We start from the raw sequence: 15,977 nt of genomic DNA on the forward strand, positions 1-15,977 counted from the left end.
CTCATAGCCCGAAGGCAAGGCCAGGAACAACGTCCTGCCTGACCGGGCCATGCGGATGTGGGGCATGCAAAGGGGGAGGCAGCGAGGCCCAGCGGGGGCAAGACCGCCATGCGATCCGGTCAGGCCGCCATCCCTGGCCACAAGCACCGCTTTTCGGGAAAAGTGGTGGGCGACCCTGGAATCGAACCAGGCATGGGTCTCCCCGGCGGAGTTACAGTCCGCTGCCGCACCTTGCAGCACGTCGCCCGACGCCGGGGGTGATTAGCTGCGGCTCTCTTGCGGGTCAAGCAGTTTTGGAACGCCCCCCGAGACCCGCGCATTTGCCCGCCCGCGCAACCCGGCCCTTGCGCCCCCGCGCGCGGCGCGCCAAACGCGCCCTGACAGGAGAGCCGATGAGCAAAGCGCCCGAACCCGATCCCCGCCCTGCCCCCCCGCCCCGGCGCGGGGCGCGGCCCGGTCACGACCATCGTCCCGATTCGCCCGATGGCCCCGCCCCTTGGGCAGAGCCTGGCGCGGGCCAGCGCGCCGGCGCGCAGCGCAAGGCCAAAAAGCCCTCATGGGTGATCGACAAGGAACGGGCGCGGCGGGCGGCAGCGGCCGAGACGGTGTGGCTGTTCGGGCTGCATGCGGTGCGCGATGCCCTGGCCAATCCTGCGCGAACCAGGCTGCGGCTGGTGCTGACGCGCAACGCCGCTGACCGGCTGGGCGATGTGGTGGCGCAATCGGGCATGACGCCCGAGATCGTGGATGCGCGGGTCTTTGATCGCGACGTTCCCCTTGATCCCGGCAGCGTGCATCAGGGCGCCGCGGTCGAGGTCAGGCCGCTTGCCTGGGGCACGCTGGCCGAAATCGCGGCCGCCGGGCCGGGTCGGGCGCTGATCGTGGCGCTTGACCGGGTGACGGACCCTCACAATGTGGGCGCGATCCTGCGTTCGGCCGAGGTGTTCGGCGCCCGCGCCGTGATCGCCCCGCTGCGCCATGCCGCGCCCGAAACCGGCGCACTGGCCAAGACCGCATCGGGCGCGCTGGAGCGTCAGCCCTATGTGCGCGTGGCCAACCTTGCCGATGCGCTGAACCAGCTCAAGGCCATGGGCTATGTCGTGCTGGGGCTGGACGGGACAGGCACGGGCACGCTGGGGCAGGCGATCGCCGGGCTGGGGGGACGGCCCGTCTGCCTGGTGTTGGGGGCCGAAGGGCCGGGGCTGCGCGACAGGACGCTTGAAACCTGCGATCAGGTGGTGCGCATCCCCTATGCAGGGGAATTCGGATCGCTGAATGTATCGAACGCCGCCGCAGTGGCGCTTTATGCAGCAGCAAGCAGCACCTGACCCGAGGGGACGGGGCCGTTTCCGCTCACATCTGCTGGAAGCGGGTCAGGGGATCGTTGCAGCCGAGGGCGCGGGATGCCAGATGCAAGGCATCATGCCGATTGTCCTGCGCCTGCCCCTGCCCTGCCGATCCCGCCTGCCCATGCTGGCTGCCGTCATGCTGATCGGCGCCCTGCCGGTGCTGGCTGATGACGCCATGGGCGGCGTCGACGTGGTCAGCCTGCGCGACAGCGGCCGGCTGATCGAAGGCAAGACCGCCTTTTCAACCCAGTGGAAGGGTCGTGCCTGGACTTTCGCCAATGAGGCGAACCGCGCCGCCTTTGAATCCAATCCGCGCGCCTATGCGCCCGGCTTTGGCGGCAACTGCCCGGTGGCTCTCTCCGAAGGTCGCCGCCAGCCCGGATCGCCGCGTTTCGCCGTGGTGGTGGGCGGAACGCTTTATTTCACCTCGAACGGCGAGGCACGCGAACGGATGCAGTCCGATCCCCAGCCGGTTCTGGACCGGGCGGGCGCTGCATGGGGCAAGGGCCGCCGCTAGATCACCTTCGCGTGATCCTACTGGAACCCCCAAGGGGTGATGCGCATTTACATCACGAACACGGCCCCGGAACGGTCATGTTCTGATCACTGTCCCTCGTTCCGCGACTCGCGCCCGGTCAATGACCGGGCGCTTTTTATCTGCCTGCACCCTTGGGGGATCAAGGATACTCATACCGCCGGCGCCGATCCTGCGGGCTGTCCCGCCGGGTTGGTCAGGGCCGCTGTTCTCTCCGGCAGACGCCGGCCGGCCCCATTTTGGCCTTTCCAAGACGGCTGCCGCGCTTATAGTCGCCCCATGACGCGAAGCATTCCCCTTCCTGCGCATCCCGCGACCGGCACCCAGCCGGGCGCGCGGGGCGTGGTCGTCCTTCGCGGTCTGCTGCTTCTTACGCTGCGCTGAGCGGGTCCGCCGGGCCGCCGCTCAGGCAAGCGCAGAGCCCGGCTTTCCCTCGCCCATGCCAAGGAAGCACGATCCATGACCAACCCCGCCCGCGATCCGTCCCGCGTCCTGATCTTTGACACCACCCTGCGCGATGGCGAACAATCGCCCGGCGCAACCATGTCCCATGCCGAAAAGCTGGAAATCGCCCAGATGCTGGACGAGATGGGCGTGGACATCATCGAGGCGGGCTTTCCCATCGCCTCGGAAGGCGATTTCGCCGCGGTGTCCGACATTGCCCGGCAGGCGCAGAACGCCGTCATCTGCGGCCTCGCGCGCGCCCAACTGCCCGACATCGACCGCTGCTGGGAAGCGGTGCGCCACGCTCGCCGCCCGCGCATTCATACCTTCATCGGCACGTCGCCCCTGCACCGGGCGATCCCCAACCTCGACATGGACCAGATGGCGGACCGCATCCACCAGACGGTCACCCATGCCCGTAACCTGTGCGACAACGTCCAGTGGTCGCCGATGGACGCGACGCGAACCGAACATGACTACCTGTGCCGGGTCGTGGAAATCGCGATCAAGGCGGGCGCCACGACGATCAACATCCCCGACACCGTCGGCTATACCGCCCCGCGCGAATCGGCCGACCTGATCCGCATGCTGCTGGAGCGGGTGCCCGGCGCGGACGAGATCGTCTTTGCCACGCATTGCCACAACGATCTGGGCATGGCGACCGCCAACGCGCTGGCCGCGGTCGAGGCCGGCGCGCGCCAGATCGAATGCACGATCAATGGCCTGGGCGAGCGCGCCGGCAACACCGCGCTTGAGGAGGTGGTCATGGCGCTGAAGGTGCGCCATGACATCATGCCATTTTCCACCGGCATCGACACGCGCCGCATCATGGGCATTTCCCGCCGCGTCGCGCAGGTCAGCGGTTTTCCCGTCCAGTTCAACAAGGCGATTGTCGGTAAGAACGCTTTCCTGCACGAATCGGGCATTCATCAGGACGGCGTTCTGAAGAACGTCGAGACGTTCGAGATCATGCGCCCCGCCGATATCGGCCTGAACGAGGCCAACATCGCCATGGGCAAGCATTCGGGCCGCGCCGCGCTGCGCGCCAAGCTGGCCGATCTGGGCTATGAGCTGGGCGACAACCAGCTGAAGGACGTGTTCGTGCGCTTCAAGGCGCTGGCCGACCGCAAGAAGGAGGTCCATGACGACGACCTGGTCGCCCTGATGCAGGACAGCATGGCGAACACCGACACCGACTATCTCCAGGTCCGCAAGCTGCGTGTCGTCTGCGGCGGGGGCGAGCCGGCGATGGCCACCCTGACCATGGTCGTCGGCGATGCCGAGCGGACCGAGACGCGGCAGGGCGACGGCCCGGTGGACGCCGCCTTCAACGCGGTGGACGCGATGTTCGACCATCACGCGACGCTGCAGCTGTATCAGGTCCATGCCGTGACCGAAGGCACCGATGCGCAGGCGACGGTCAGCGTCCGGCTGGAAGAGGACGGGCGCATCGCCACCGGGCAGGCAGCCGACACCGATACGATCCTTGCCTCGGTCAAGGCCTATACGGGCGCGCTGAACCGCCTGAAGGTGCGCCGGGAAAAGACGGCGCCCGATGCGGACGCCAAGCAGGTGTCGATGTATTCGCACTGATCGGCAGGATGGGCGCCCCTAAAGAAGTGGCGCCCATCGGTTCAGCCTGATGACGACCGGCGCCGCCAGCAAACACAGGATGATCGAGCCGAGGAACACCGTGACCGATCCGGCGCCGCCGGCCTGCAGCGTGATCTGAAACAGCGGGTGCAGCAGAAAGATGCAGGTCGCGGCATGAGCAAGATTCTTGCCATGCCCGCGCAATTCGGCCTGGCGCATCAGCATGAACAGCAAGGGGCTGACCACGAACAGGCTGAGATACATGTCGTTGCCGTTCCGCTCCATCTGTGTTGCTACCGCAGCTTCGATGCCAAGGCCGGCCAGGCCGAGCGCGAGAATGATGCCCTTGCCGCGCAACCGCGAAAGGCGGGCCTGCTCGCGTGCGATCAGAACGCCCAGGGTCAGGAAGGGAAAGGCGAAGAACAAGGCGTTGCGGGTATATTTGGGATCGTCCAGCCTGAGCGCCCAGGGCCCTTGGTCGACAAGGTTCAGACGGCCCGCATATTGCAGCGCGACCCCGATGACGAAAAGCGTCAGCGCCGCGGCCAGCAACCCCCGCGATGAAGACAGCACGGGCCTGACGGCAAGAAAGATCGCCGCGCCGACGACCAGCGCCACCAGATACTACAGGTGATACCAGCCCTTGAGCAGCTCGGCCGCCGAGGATTTCAGCGTTCCGTGATCGAAATCGAACCACCAGCCCGCATAAACCATCGTCCAGATGGCCCACATCGACAGGATACGCGTGAACCACGCCGTTCCCTGTAGGGCAAGCTGCCGCTCCAGATAGAAGCCGGTGATGACGAAGAAGGTGGGCACCGCAATCCGGAACAGACCGTTCTTCAGGAAAACCTGGATCCCCGCGACATGATCGGCCAGCAGATTCGCATGAAGCCCGGCGACCATGGCAGCCAGAACCAACTTCAAGAGGTCAAGGGACAGGTTGCGGCTTTCGCCCTGTGGGATGATGCGTGCCGGTGCTGAAACAGTCGTCATGCCGGGGCCCTGTGCTTGCGGGGCCTGCGGCCCGGTTTTGCCCGGTGTGCAGCACCCCGGCCTGACGGAACAACCTGTCCAGTTGGTCAGGTGGCGGCTGGCAGGGCCGGCGCCTTGCCTTGGGCCGCGCCTGCCTGCCAAAGCCCGTGCAGCGCGGCGAAAACTGCTTTAACCATGTGGGCACGGGCCCTATATCGGCGGTTGGCCAACCGGGCGACTCGCGCCTTGAGAAAACAAAAGGCCTCGGGACAGGCAGACAAGGAATTGGGCACATGGCATTCGGCGGTCTGTTTTCGACCGATATCGCGATCGACCTGGGAACCGCGAACACGCTGATCTACGTCAAGGGCAAGGGCGTGATCCTCAATGAGCCGTCGGTGGTGGCCTACCACGTCAAGGACGGCAAGAAGCAGGTGCTGGCCGTGGGCGAGGACGCCAAGCTGATGCTGGGCCGCACCCCCGGCAGCATCGAGGCGATCCGCCCGATGCGCGACGGGGTCATCGCCGATTTCGACAGCGCCGAGGAAATGATCAAGCATTTCATGAAGAAGGTGTTCCGGCGCACCAGCTTTTCCAAGCCCAAGGTCATCGTCTGCGTTCCCCATGGCGCAACCCCCGTCGAAAAGCGGGCGATCCGCCAGTCGGTCCTGTCGGCGGGCGCCCGCAAGGCGGGCCTGATCGCCGAGCCCATCGCCGCGGCCATCGGCGCGGGCATGCCCATCACCGAGCCGACCGGCAGCATGGTCGTCGATATCGGCGGCGGCACGACCGAGGTTGCGGTGCTGTCGCTGGGCGATGTGGTCTATGCCCGCAGCGTGCGCATCGGCGGCGACCGCATGGACGAGGCGATCGTCAACTATCTGCGGCGCAACCATAACCTGCTGATCGGCGAACAGACGGCCGAGAAGGTCAAGACCAGCATCGGCACCGCCCGCATGCCCGATGACGGACGCGGCGCGACCATGATGGTGCGCGGCCGCGACCTGCTGAACGGCGTTCCCAAGGAGGTCGAGATCACCCAGGCGATGATCGCCGAGGCGCTGGCCGAGCCGGTGCAGGCGATCTGCGAGGCGGTGATGATCGCGCTGGAGGCGACGCCCCCCGACCTGGCCGCCGACATCGTCGACCGCGGCGTGATGCTGTCGGGCGGCGGCGCGATGCTGGGCGAGATGGACCTGGCCCTGCGCGAGCAGACCGGCCTGATGATCGGGCTGGCCGACCAGCCGATGAGCTGCGTCGCGCTGGGGACCGGCAAGGCGCTGGAATACGAAAAGCAGCTGCGCCACGTCATCGACTACGACAGCTGAGGCGCCTTGGATGGCGCGCCGCAGCCATGACTATGCCACGCCGGTGCGCCGCATCCTGGTGGCGCTGCTGGTGCTTGTCCTGCTGGGCGTGTTCCTGTTCTGGCGCATCGACAGCCTGCGGGCGGAACGGATGCGCGCCGCCATCGTGGACCGCCTCGTGCCCTCGCTGGAATGGGTGATGGCGCCGGTGACGGCGGCCAGCCGCATGGCGGCGGGGTTCCAGTCCTATCAGCGGCTCTATCAGCAGAACCAGGAACTGCGGCGCGAGCTGCAGAAGATGTCCGCCTGGAAAGAGGCGGCGGTCCAGCTTGAACAGGAAAACGCCAAGCTGCTGGCGCAGAACAATGTGCGGCTGGACCCGGCGCTCACCTCGGTCTCGGGGGTGGTGACGGCCGATTCAGGCACCGCCTTCCGCCAGTCGGTGCTGGTGAACCGGGGCGCGCGCGACGGCATCCTGGACGGCTGGGCGACGATGGACGGGCTGGGGCTGGTGGGGCGGATCACCGGCGTCGGGCAGACCACCAGCCGGGTGATGCTGCTGACCGATCCATCCTCGCGCCTGCCGGTGACGATCCAGCCCTCGGGCCAGCGGGCCTTGCTGACGGGGGACAATACGGCCCTGCCCTATCTCGACTTCATGGAATCGCCCGAGGATGTGCGCCCCGGCGACCGGGTCGTGTCGTCGGGGGATGGCGGGCTGTTTCCGCCGGGGCTGCTGGTCGGGCAGGCGGTGCAGGCGTCCGACCGCCGCATGCGCGTGCGGCTGGCGGCCGATTACGGCCGGCTTGAATTCCTGCGCGTCCTGCGCAGCCGCCCGGCCGAGCCGCTGGCCGACGAAGGCGCGCTGATCCCGCCCCCGCCGCCCGGCTTCATCGGCCCGCCCTTGCCGCCCAGGCCCCTGCCCTCGCCCCTGATCGGCGCCGAGGCGGGCACGGGCCTGCAGTCTGCGGGCCTTTCGCCAGCGCCCGATGCGGACCGGGAACCGCAGTCCGAGGACTGAGCCGATGGCCGCCACACCGCGCCAGCGCAGATTGCTGGGTCAACTGTCCTATCTGCTGGCGGCGCTGGCGCTGCTGGTGGCCTCGCTCCTGCCGCTCTCGCCCGGCGCGGTCGGCTGGCCCGGCCCCGACTGGCTGCTGGCGCTGACCTTTGCCTGGGTGCTGCGCCGGCCCGAGCAGGTGCCGGTGCTGGCCTTGGCCGCGGTGATGCTGGCGGCGGACATGCTGCTGCTGCGCCCGCTGGGGCTTGGCGCGGCGATCGCCGTCGCCGCGACCGAGGCCGCGCGCCGGCGCGAACAGCGCTGGGCGGAACGGGGCTTTGCGGCCGAATGGCTGCGGGTGGCCGCATTGATGGCGATGATGGTGCTGGCGGCGCGGGTGCTGCATGTGCTGTTCGTGATCCCCGCGACGCTGGCGCCGCTGCCCGCTTTCGGGCAGGATGTCATGCGGCTGATCGCGACGGTCGGCGCCTATCCGGTCGTCGTCGCGCTTGCGCGCGCGCTGGGTCTGCGCCGCGCCGCCCCGGCAGAGATGGACCTGGTCTGAGCGATGAAGAAATCCGCCCGCGAGATCGGCGACAGCGCCCGCCAGATCACCCGCCGCGGCCTGATGCTGGGCGGGATCCAGGCGGCTGTCATCGCCACGCTGGGCTGGCGGCTCAAGACGATGCAGCTTGACCGCGCGGACGAGTTCCGGCTGCTGTCGGACGGCAACTCGATCAAGCTGCGCCTGCTGCCGCCGGCGCGCGGGCTGATCCATGACCGCAACGGCGTGCTGCTGGCGGGAAACGAGGCGAACTACCGCGCCACCATCACCGCCGAAGAGGCGGGCAACCCGGCCCTGGTGATCGCCCGGCTGCGCCACCTTATCCCGATGACCGACAGCGCGGTCGCCGCGCTGCTGTCCGAAATCGACCGGCGCAGCGCCATCACCCCGGTGATCGTGGCCGACCGGCTCAGCTGGGAACAGTTTTCCTCGATCGCCGTGAACGCCCCGGCGCTGCCCGGCGTGTCGCCTGAATCGGGTCTGTCGCGGTCCTATCCGCGGGGCAGCGATTTCGCCCATGTGCTGGGTTATGTCGGGCCGGTATCCGATTACGACCTGTCCAGGATGGAAAACCCCGATCCGGTCCTGATGCTGCCCGAATTCCAGCTGGGCAAGCTGGGGGTCGAGGCCAAGCTCGAGACGCTGCTGCGCGGCAAGGCGGGCACCCGCAAGGTCGAGGTCAACAGCGCCGGGCGCGAGATGCGCGAGCTTGAGCGGGTCGAGGGCAAGCAGGGCGAGACGGTCCAGATGACGCTGGATGCCGCATTGCAGAACTTTGCGATGCAGCGCCTGGGCCAGGAATCAGCGGCCGCGGTCGTGCTCGACGTGCAGAGCGGCGACATCCTAGCCAGCGCCTCGGCGCCCAGCTTTGATCCCAACCTGTTCGTGCGCGGGATATCGGGGCCGGATTACAGGGCGCTGATGGAACATGACCACCGCCCGCTGGCCGACAAGACGGTGCAGGGGGTCTATCCGCCCGGCTCGACCTTCAAGCTGGTGACGCTGCTGGCGGGGCTGGAATCGGGGCTGATCAATGGCGGCTCGCATTTCTACTGTCCGGGCTACACTACCGTCGCAGGACGGCGCTTTCACTGCTGGAGCAGGGGCGGCCATGGCACGGTGGGGCCGGTGCAGAGCCTCGAACATTCCTGCGACGTGTTCTTTTACGAACTAGCGCAGAAGATCGGCATCGACCGGATCGCCGATATGGCCCGCCGCCTGGGGGTCGGCGTGCGGCCCGACCTGCCGATGTCGGCCATCGCCGAGGGCATCGCCCCCGACCGGGCATGGAAAATGCAGCGCCACGGGCAGGAATGGCAGATCGGCGATTCGCTGAACGCCTCGATCGGGCAGGGCTACGTCCTGGCCTCGCCGCTGCAACTGGCCGTCATGGTGGCGCGCGTCGCCAGCGGCCGGATGGTCGAGCCGCGGCTGGTGCGCGCGCTTGACGGCGCGCCCCAGCCCGCCCCCGACTTCGCCCCGCTGGAGGTCAGCGAGGCGAACCTGCGCATCGTCCGCGCCGGGATGGACGCGGTGATGAACTCGGCCAGCGGGACGGCCTTCCGCTCGCGCATCGTGGCGCCGCAATGGCGCATGGCGGGCAAGACCGGCACCAGCCAGGTGCGCAACATCACGGCCGCCGAACGGGCGCGCGGGGTCATCGGCAATGATCAGCTGCCTTGGATCCGGCGCGACCATGCCCTGTTCGTCTGCTATGCGCCCTTCGACGCGCCGCGCTATGCGGTCACGGTTGTGGTCGAACACGGGGGGGCGGCTCGGCGGTGGCGGCGCCCATCGCCCGCGACATCCTGCTGTTCGCGCTGGCCGGGGGCTTGCCGCCGCTTGACGCCTACCCCCCCGGCCAGCGGGGCGGGGTCGAGGAGCTTCGCGCCCGGATGCGGCTGATGCCGCCCCCTTCGGCGCAGGCAGGCGGCCGGACAAGGGCCTGAAGGGGGACAGGGGGATGAGCAGCGGCTATCTCGACTACAAATCCGACCAGACGCCAACGGGCTGGCGCAGGATCCTGCACCTGAACTGGCCGCTCGTGTTCCTGCTGACGGCCGTCGCCTCGGCCGGTTTCCTGATGCTGTATTCCGTCTCGGGCGGGCGGGCCGAGGTCTGGGCCGAGCCGCAGATGGAACGCTTTGCCGTGGGGCTGGTCGCCATGATCGGACTGGCTTTCGTGCCGATCTGGTTCTGGCGCTCGATCTCGGTGCTGTCCTATGTTGCCTGCGTGCTGATGCTGTTCGCGGTGGACGTGTTCGGGCACAACGCCATGGGGGCCCAGCGCTGGCTGGACCTCGGCCCCATCAAGCTGCAACCGTCCGAGATCACCAAGATCGCGCTCGTCCTGGTGCTGGCGGCCTATTACGACTGGCTGGACCTCAGCCGGGTGTCACGGCCGCTGTGGGTGCTGGTCCCGGTGGCGCTGATCCTGATGCCGACCGCGCTGGTGCTGGCGCAGCCGGATCTGGGCACCTCGGTGATGCTGGTGGCGGGCGGGGGCATCATGATGTTCGTGGCGGGCGTCAGCCTTTGGTATTTCGCCGCCGTCATCGCCGCCGTGGGCGGGCTGGTCTTTGCAGTGCTGGAAAGCCGCGGCACCGACTGGCAGCTGCTGCATGATTACCAGTACCGGCGCATCGACACCTTCCTCGATCCGACAACGGACCCGCTGGGCGCAGGATACAACATCACCCAGGCGCAGATCGCGCTCGGCTCGGGCGGCTGGTCAGGGCGCGGCTTCATGCAGGGGACACAAAGCCGGCTGAACTTCCTGCCCGAAAAGCACACCGACTTCATCTTCACCACGCTGGCCGAGGAATTCGGCTTTGTCGGCACAATCACGCTGCTGACGCTGTATGCGCTGGTGATCGGCTTCTGCCTTTATTCGGCGCTGAGCAACCGCGACCGCTTTGCCAGCCTGCTGACGCTGGGCATCGCGGCGACGTTCTTTCTGTACTTCGCCGTGAACATGAGCATGGTGATGGGCCTGATGCCGGTAGTGGGGGTGCCGCTGCCCATGGTCAGCTATGGGGGAACGCAGCTGATGATCCTGCTGATGGCGTTCGGGATCGTGCAATCGGCCCATGTCAACCGGCCGCGCTGAGATGCGGGCCTTCTTCGCCGCCCGCGCCGCATTGTGGAACTCCTGGGCCCCTGCCCTGCGCGCCGCCTGCCCGGAACTGGACCTGGCGCGCGAGGGCGATCCCGCGGGCTTTGATGCGGTCATTTATGCCCCCGGCTTCCCCAAGGATGGCCGCGCGATGGACTTTGCCCCCTTCACGCGCGCGCGGCTGGTGCAAAGCCTGTGGGCCGGGGTGGAACGCATCGCCCCGAACCCGACGCTGATCCAGCCGCTGTGCCGGATGGTCGATCCGGGACTGGCGCAGGGCATGGTGGAATACTGCGCGGGCTGGACGCTGCGCGCGCATCTGGGCATGGATCGTTTCGCGCAGGACGGCCTGTGGCGCAATGATTGCCCCCCGCCCCTGGCGGCCCAGCGGCGCGTAAGCGTGCTGGGCATGGGCGAACTTGGCGGCGCGGTCGCCGATGCGCTGGCCGCGCTTGGCTTTCGCGTCACGGGGTGGTCGGCCTCGGGCCGCCCCCGGCCTGGGATCGAGGTGCTGGGCGGACCCGACCTGCACCGCGCGCTGGGGCGGGCCGACATCCTGGTCACGCTGCTGCCCGATACCCCCGCCACGCGCGATCTGCTGGACGCAGACCGGCTGGCGCTGTTGCCGCAGGGGGCGTGGATCATCAACCCCGGCCGCGGCACCCTGATCGTCGAGGATGACCTGCTTGCGGCGCTGAACAGCGGCCGCCTGTCCCATGCGGTGCTGGACGTGTTCCGCACCGAACCGCTGCCCCCCGCGCATCCCTTCTGGAGCCATCCGCAGATAACGGTGACGCCCCATGTCGCGGCCGAGACGCGCCCGGCCAGTGCCGCCCCGGTCGTGGCCGAGAACCTGCGCCGCGCGATGGCAGGGCGGCCGCTGCTGCACCAGGTGGACCGGGCGCGGGGTTACTGACGCATCACCAGCGCAGGCGGGGCGGCGCGCCCTGCCCTGCGGATGGGGCGGTCGGCTGCGGCTCTGGGGCCATGGGCTCGATCCGCACGGCGCCGGGCGGCAGGGCGAGCGGCTGGAACGTCACGTCCACCCCGCCCTCGATCTCGGGCAGAAAGGCGATCAGTTCGGCCAGCGCCTTGGCGATGACGGCGTGGTCCTGATCGGCCGCGCCGGCCACGACGATCAGGTGCCCGCCCTCGCCGGTCTGGCCGGCCGTGCCCACAAGGGCGATGCCGGCGACCATCCCGGCCATGTCGGCCAGGCGCGCGGCCAGCGGCTCGGCCAGCACGGCCAGCACGTCGGCCCGCGGTGCGGTCAGGCGGCGGGGGGCGGCCTCGCCCGTCTCGGGCCGGGCGGCCAGGGCGGTGCAAAGCCAGTCCAGCGCAGCCCCGTCCAGCAGCATCTCGGACGGGCGGCCGGGATTGACCAGAAGGCCCCGCCCTGCCTCCGCAAGTTCCCGTGCCAGCACCCGGCCGGGCAGCGAGACATGGGCCACCGGCCCGCCCAGAAACCCCGCCAGCGCCGCCGCGTCGTCAAAGGCAAGCGCCACCGGCCCGCCCGGCAGGTCGAACATGCGCAGCTCGGCCCTGTCCCCGGCAGGCTCGGTCACGAGGGCGGCATGCAGTTCGGTATCGGCAAGCTGCCGCAGCACCAGCGCGCGCAGGGGGGCATCGGCATCGTGAAACGGAACGCGGGCGCACAGCAGGTCCAGCGCGGTGGGATCGGCCATCGGATGCCCTTTCATCAGCGCGGCTCCAGCATGTCCCCCAGCGTCTGCTGCAGCGCGGGGACCAGTTCGGCTTGGAACCACGGATTGCGTTTGAGCCATCCGGTATTGCGCCAGGACGGATGAGGCAAGGGCCAGACGGCCGGGGCGTGATCGCGCCAGCCCGCCACCGCCGCCGTCACGTCGCGCAGCCCCAGATGCCAGCGGATCGCATAACCCCCGATCAGCAGCGTCACCCGCGGGCGCAGCTCGTCCAGCACCCGCCCCCGCCATGTCGCGGCGCAGATCGCCGGGGGCGGCAGGTCCGATCCCCTGGCATCATAGCCCGGAAAGCAAAAGCCCATCGGCACGATCGCGACGCGGCTGCGGTCGTAGAACGTCGCCTCGTCCACGCCCATCCATTCCCGCAGCCGCCGCCCCGATGCATCGGTGAAGGGACGGCCCGACTGATGGACGCGCAGGCCCGGCGCCTGGCTGGCGACCAGCACCCTTGCGCCCCGCGCGAACCACACGACGGGGCGCGGCGCATGGGCCGTCGCGGTGGCGGCAAAGCGGTCGGCGCACAGGCGGCAGGCGCGCAGCTCGCCGGCGACCGGCGGCTCGGCCCGATGAGGGGCCGGGGGGCCGATCAGAGGGCCCGCAGCAGGCGGCTGCGGCTCAGGGCAAGGGGCGGGCGCTGGGGGATCGGGCGGCATGCTGGCAGGCTGGCTCATCGCATCCAGATAGGGGCCCGCATGGGCGAATAACACCGTGTATTTTCACGGCCCCGCGCGTCCAGATGGACACAAGCGGCCGGCCTGCCTATGTTCCGCCGCAATGCCGCGCAGGCGGTGCGGCGTCTTTCGACCCCAAAGGGACCACTGCGCACAGGATGCTGGAATTCGACAACGTCTCGAAGTCGTTCTGGACCGGCTCGCAGCGCAAGGTGATCCTCGAGCGCGCCTCGTTCCGGGTGGAACTGGGGGAATCGCTGGGTATCCTTGCACCGAACGGCACGGGCAAGACCACGCTGATCAACATGATGTGCGGGCTGGAAAAGCCGGACGAGGGCACGATCCGCACGGGATGCCGGGTGTCGTTTCCGCTGGGCTTCATGGGCGGGGTCATCGCCAAGCTGTCGGCCAACGAGAATTCGCGCTATATCGCGCGGATATACGGGCTGGACCCGGACTATGTCTCGGCCTTCTGCCGCTGGCTGTGCGACATCGGGGAATATTTCGACCGCCCTGTCGGCACCTACAGCGCGGGGATGCGCTCGCGCCTGACCTTTGCGCTGCTGCTGGCGCTCGAATTCGACATCTACCTGATCGACGAGGGGATGCCCTCGACCACGGATGTCGAATTCAACCGCAAGGCCGGATCGGTTCTCTATGACCGGCTTAAAACCGCGACGGTGATCGTCGTGTCCCATCAGCCCGCCACGCTGGAAAAGTTCTGCCGCCGCGCGGCGGTGATGCGCGACGGCCGTCTTTACATGTTCGAATCCCTGGACGAGGCCAAGCAGTATTATGACTACACCGCCTAAGGTCCGCCGTTTCCACCTCAGCGCCGCCGAATCGCCGCTGTCCGCCGCGCGGGCGGCCGCACAGGGCGAAGCGCCCGCCCCTGCCGCGCCGCGGCAGTCGCCTGCCCGTCCCGCGGTGCGGGTCGAGATCCAGCGCGGCGCGCAGGCGGCGCAGACATCGGCGCAGCCCCAAGCCCCACATGACGAGGCGCCGCAGGGCGCGGGCGCGCATGCGGCGGAACCGGCCGACATCGCCGCGATGCTCGGGGCGGCCGATGACGGCTTCGGGGCGATGCGCTTTCCCGGGGCGGCGCCGCACCCGGACGCGGCCGCGCCGGGCGCTCGGGACCGCAAGGGGGGCCAGCCGCCTGCGGGCCGGCCTGCCCCGGACGACGCGGCGCGGATCGCCGCCGTCCGGGCCGAAAACCTGACCTCGCGCCAGCTTCGCCTTGCAGCCCGGATCGCGGCGATGCACGGGATCGAGGCCGCCTCGGAGCACGAGGCGGTGCTGCGCCTGCGCGACAAGGGGATCGACCCCTTCCACCGCGGCGCGGTGGGCAGGATCCTCGCCAATGCCGGGAATGCGGCGCAATCGGCGCCCTCGCCCCAGGCCCCCGCCACGGTTCCCGCGCCATCGCTGCCGGCCCGCGCCAGGCGCAAGGAAATCGCGCCCATTGCCCCCGACGGGCTGCCGGCCCGCCCGCAGGGGCCTGCCCTGCCCTCGCGCGAGGCGCTGACCGAGGAACGCCGCGCGGCCGAAATCTATCGAATCCAGCGTGACATCGCCAAGCGGCGGCGGCGCAACTTCAGCTGGCTGATGGCGCGGCTGGCCTTCTTTGTCGGGCTGCCCACGCTGATCGCCGGATGGTATTACCTGACCCAGGCGACGCCCCTTTACGCCACGACATCGCAGTTCCTGATCCAGCAGGCCGATGCGGGCGGCGGGGGCGAGCTGGGCGGGATGTTCCGTGGCACGCAGCTGGCGACAAACCCCGACAGCGTTTCGGTGCAATCCTACCTGACCTCGCGCGATGCGATGCGGCGGCTGGATCAGGAACTGGGCTTTACCCGCGCCTTCCAAGATCCGTCCATCGACCCGCTCAAGCGGCTGTCGGGGGATGCGACGATGGAACAGGCCTATGCCGTGTATCAGGATTCGGTCAAGATCGGCTATGACCCGACCGAGGGGGTCATCAACATGGAGGTGATCGCCCCCGATCCCAAGCTGTCCGAACAGTTCAGCCTGGCGCTGATCCGCTATGCCGAAGGCCAGGTCGATCAGATGACGGCCCGCCTGCGCGACGACCAGATGAAGGGCGCCATCGAGACCTACAACGATGCCGAGCGCAAGGTGCAGGAAGCGCAGGCCCGCGTGCAGGCCCTGCAGGAACGGCTGGGGGTTCTGGACCCTACCGCCGAGGGCAGCGTGGTGATGAGCCAGATCTCGGCGCTGGAGGGAGAGCTGTCCAAGAAGCGGCTGGAGCTTGGCCAGCTGCTGGCCAATGCCCGCCCGAACCAGAGCCGCGTTGCCGGCACGCAGGGCGACATCTCGCGGCTGGAACAGCTGATCGCCGACACGCGCGCCAAGCTGACCCAGGACCAGGGCAACCGCGCCTCTCTGGCCGCCATTTCGGGCGAGCTGCGGATCGCCGAAGGCGATCTGGCGACCCGCCAGCAGCTGCTGGCCGCCGCGGCCGGACAGATGGAAACCGCACGGGTCGAGGCGAACAAGCAGGTCCGCTACCTGTCGCTTTCCGTGGCGCCCGTCCCGCCGGACGAGGCAACCTATCCCAAGGCTCTGCAGAATACGATCGTCGCCTTTCTTGTCTTTTCGGGGATTTATCTGATGATGTCGCTTACCGCCTCGATCCTGCGCGAACAGGTGTCCTCGTGATCCGCGACAACGGG

General features: G+C 68.8%; 14 protein-coding genes, 1 tRNA gene and 1 pseudogene. 11 read left to right on the plus strand and 5 right to left on the minus strand.

What is annotated here, in order from left to right:
* Positions 1–163 precede the first annotated feature (163 nt).
* Positions 164–247, minus strand: a tRNA-Tyr gene (locus tag B0A89_RS00860).
* 145 nt (positions 248–392) lie between these two features.
* Here B0A89_RS00860 and rlmB point away from each other — a divergent pair.
* The 3 genes from rlmB (at position 393) to B0A89_RS00875 (ending at position 3,921) form a co-directional block, all read left to right on the plus strand.
* A complete protein-coding gene (rlmB, locus tag B0A89_RS00865) occupies positions 393–1,328 on the plus strand; it encodes a 23S rRNA (guanosine(2251)-2'-O)-methyltransferase RlmB (RefSeq protein ID WP_085376523.1) in 936 nt (311 codons plus the stop codon).
* A gap of 142 nt (positions 1,329–1,470) precedes the next feature.
* Positions 1,471–1,866 (plus strand): YHS domain-containing (seleno)protein, encoded by a 396-nt coding sequence (locus B0A89_RS00870; RefSeq protein WP_240558580.1) that lies wholly within the window; start codon positions 1,471–1,473, stop codon positions 1,864–1,866.
* Between the two features lie 477 nt (positions 1,867–2,343).
* The gene (locus B0A89_RS00875) at positions 2,344–3,921 is read left to right on the plus strand and encodes a 2-isopropylmalate synthase (RefSeq protein ID WP_085376524.1); all 1,578 of its coding nucleotides are present in this window, start codon (positions 2,344–2,346) and stop codon (positions 3,919–3,921) included.
* Positions 3,922–3,939: 18 nt separating this feature from the next.
* On the opposite strand, the gene B0A89_RS00880 is transcribed toward B0A89_RS00875, so the two are convergent.
* Together B0A89_RS00880 and B0A89_RS00885 are read right to left on the minus strand one after the other, a co-directional pair.
* The gene (locus tag B0A89_RS00880; protein WP_085376525.1) at positions 3,940–4,539 is read right to left on the minus strand and encodes a hypothetical protein; all 600 of its coding nucleotides are present in this window, start codon (positions 4,537–4,539) and stop codon (positions 3,940–3,942) included.
* Between the two features lie 6 nt (positions 4,540–4,545).
* Positions 4,546–4,827, minus strand: a complete 282-nt coding sequence (locus B0A89_RS00885) for a hypothetical protein (protein ID WP_157115201.1) — start codon at positions 4,825–4,827, stop codon at positions 4,546–4,548.
* Between the two features lie 362 nt (positions 4,828–5,189).
* Between B0A89_RS00885 and B0A89_RS00890 the strand changes: the two genes are divergently transcribed.
* The 6 genes and pseudogenes from B0A89_RS00890 (at position 5,190) to B0A89_RS00915 (ending at position 11,799) form a co-directional block, all read left to right on the plus strand.
* Positions 5,190–6,224, plus strand: coding sequence for a rod shape-determining protein (locus B0A89_RS00890; protein WP_085376527.1), 1,035 nt, complete (start codon positions 5,190–5,192; stop codon positions 6,222–6,224).
* 10 nt (positions 6,225–6,234) lie between these two features.
* Positions 6,235–7,224 carry a rod shape-determining protein MreC gene (mreC, locus tag B0A89_RS00895; RefSeq protein WP_085376528.1) on the plus strand — a complete coding sequence of 330 codons (990 nt, stop codon included), beginning with the start codon at positions 6,235–6,237 and terminating at the stop codon, positions 7,222–7,224.
* Between the two features lie 4 nt (positions 7,225–7,228).
* Positions 7,229–7,768: a rod shape-determining protein MreD gene (locus B0A89_RS00900; protein WP_085376529.1), complete on the plus strand. Its 540-nt coding sequence runs from the start codon at positions 7,229–7,231 to the stop codon at positions 7,766–7,768.
* A gap of 3 nt (positions 7,769–7,771) precedes the next feature.
* Positions 7,772–9,717, plus strand: a pseudogene (gene mrdA, locus B0A89_RS00905) (penicillin-binding protein 2).
* A gap of 14 nt (positions 9,718–9,731) precedes the next feature.
* Positions 9,732–10,877, plus strand: a complete 1,146-nt coding sequence (gene rodA, locus B0A89_RS00910; RefSeq protein ID WP_085376530.1) for a rod shape-determining protein RodA — start codon at positions 9,732–9,734, stop codon at positions 10,875–10,877.
* Between the two features lies 1 nt (position 10,878).
* A complete protein-coding gene (locus B0A89_RS00915; RefSeq protein ID WP_085376531.1) occupies positions 10,879–11,799 on the plus strand; it encodes a 2-hydroxyacid dehydrogenase in 921 nt (306 codons plus the stop codon).
* A gap of 4 nt (positions 11,800–11,803) precedes the next feature.
* Here B0A89_RS00915 and B0A89_RS00920 read toward each other — a convergent pair whose 3' ends face one another.
* On the minus strand, positions 11,804–12,568 hold the full coding sequence (locus tag B0A89_RS00920) for an SseB family protein (protein WP_085378664.1): 765 nt from the start codon (positions 12,566–12,568) through the stop codon (positions 11,804–11,806).
* A gap of 14 nt (positions 12,569–12,582) precedes the next feature.
* Positions 12,583–13,314: a uracil-DNA glycosylase family protein gene (locus B0A89_RS00925; protein WP_240558581.1), complete on the minus strand. Its 732-nt coding sequence runs from the start codon at positions 13,312–13,314 to the stop codon at positions 12,583–12,585.
* A 122-nt stretch (positions 13,315–13,436) separates the two neighbouring features.
* Between B0A89_RS00925 and B0A89_RS00930 the strand changes: the two genes are divergently transcribed.
* Positions 13,437–14,090, plus strand: a complete 654-nt coding sequence (locus tag B0A89_RS00930) for an ABC transporter ATP-binding protein (protein WP_085376532.1) — start codon at positions 13,437–13,439, stop codon at positions 14,088–14,090.
* A complete protein-coding gene (locus B0A89_RS00935; RefSeq protein ID WP_085376533.1) occupies positions 14,074–15,963 on the plus strand; it encodes a capsule biosynthesis protein in 1,890 nt (629 codons plus the stop codon). The genes B0A89_RS00930 and B0A89_RS00935 overlap by 17 nt, the downstream gene beginning before the upstream one ends.
* The last annotated feature ends 14 nt before the right edge of the window (positions 15,964–15,977 follow it).

It is taken from the genome of Paracoccus contaminans (genome assembly GCF_002105555.1).
Taxonomy (GTDB): Bacteria; Pseudomonadota; Alphaproteobacteria; order Rhodobacterales; family Rhodobacteraceae; genus Paracoccus; species Paracoccus contaminans.

Excerpts from the sequence above, each read along its gene's own strand:
- B0A89_RS00890 (WP_085376527.1), top strand. The coding sequence starts at position 5,190 with ATGGCATTCGGCGGTCTGTTTTCGACCGATATCGCGATCGACCTGGGA.
- B0A89_RS00935 (WP_085376533.1), top strand. The coding sequence starts at position 14,074 with ATGACTACACCGCCTAAGGTCCGCCGTTTCCACCTCAGCGCCGCCGAA.
- B0A89_RS00920 (WP_085378664.1), bottom strand. The coding sequence starts at position 12,568 with ATGGCCGATCCCACCGCGCTGGACCTGCTGTGCGCCCGCGTTCCGTTT.
- B0A89_RS00930 (WP_085376532.1), top strand. The coding sequence starts at position 13,437 with ATGCTGGAATTCGACAACGTCTCGAAGTCGTTCTGGACCGGCTCGCAG.
- B0A89_RS00875 (WP_085376524.1), top strand. The coding sequence starts at position 2,344 with ATGACCAACCCCGCCCGCGATCCGTCCCGCGTCCTGATCTTTGACACC.
- rlmB (WP_085376523.1), top strand. The coding sequence starts at position 393 with ATGAGCAAAGCGCCCGAACCCGATCCCCGCCCTGCCCCCCCGCCCCGG.
- B0A89_RS00900 (WP_085376529.1), top strand. The coding sequence starts at position 7,229 with ATGGCCGCCACACCGCGCCAGCGCAGATTGCTGGGTCAACTGTCCTAT.
- B0A89_RS00915 (WP_085376531.1), top strand. The coding sequence starts at position 10,879 with ATGCGGGCCTTCTTCGCCGCCCGCGCCGCATTGTGGAACTCCTGGGCC.
- mreC (WP_085376528.1), top strand. The coding sequence starts at position 6,235 with ATGGCGCGCCGCAGCCATGACTATGCCACGCCGGTGCGCCGCATCCTG.
- rodA (WP_085376530.1), top strand. The coding sequence starts at position 9,732 with ATGAGCAGCGGCTATCTCGACTACAAATCCGACCAGACGCCAACGGGC.
- B0A89_RS00870 (WP_240558580.1), top strand. The coding sequence starts at position 1,471 with ATGCTGGCTGCCGTCATGCTGATCGGCGCCCTGCCGGTGCTGGCTGAT.
- B0A89_RS00885 (WP_157115201.1), bottom strand. The coding sequence starts at position 4,827 with ATGGTCGCCGGGCTTCATGCGAATCTGCTGGCCGATCATGTCGCGGGG.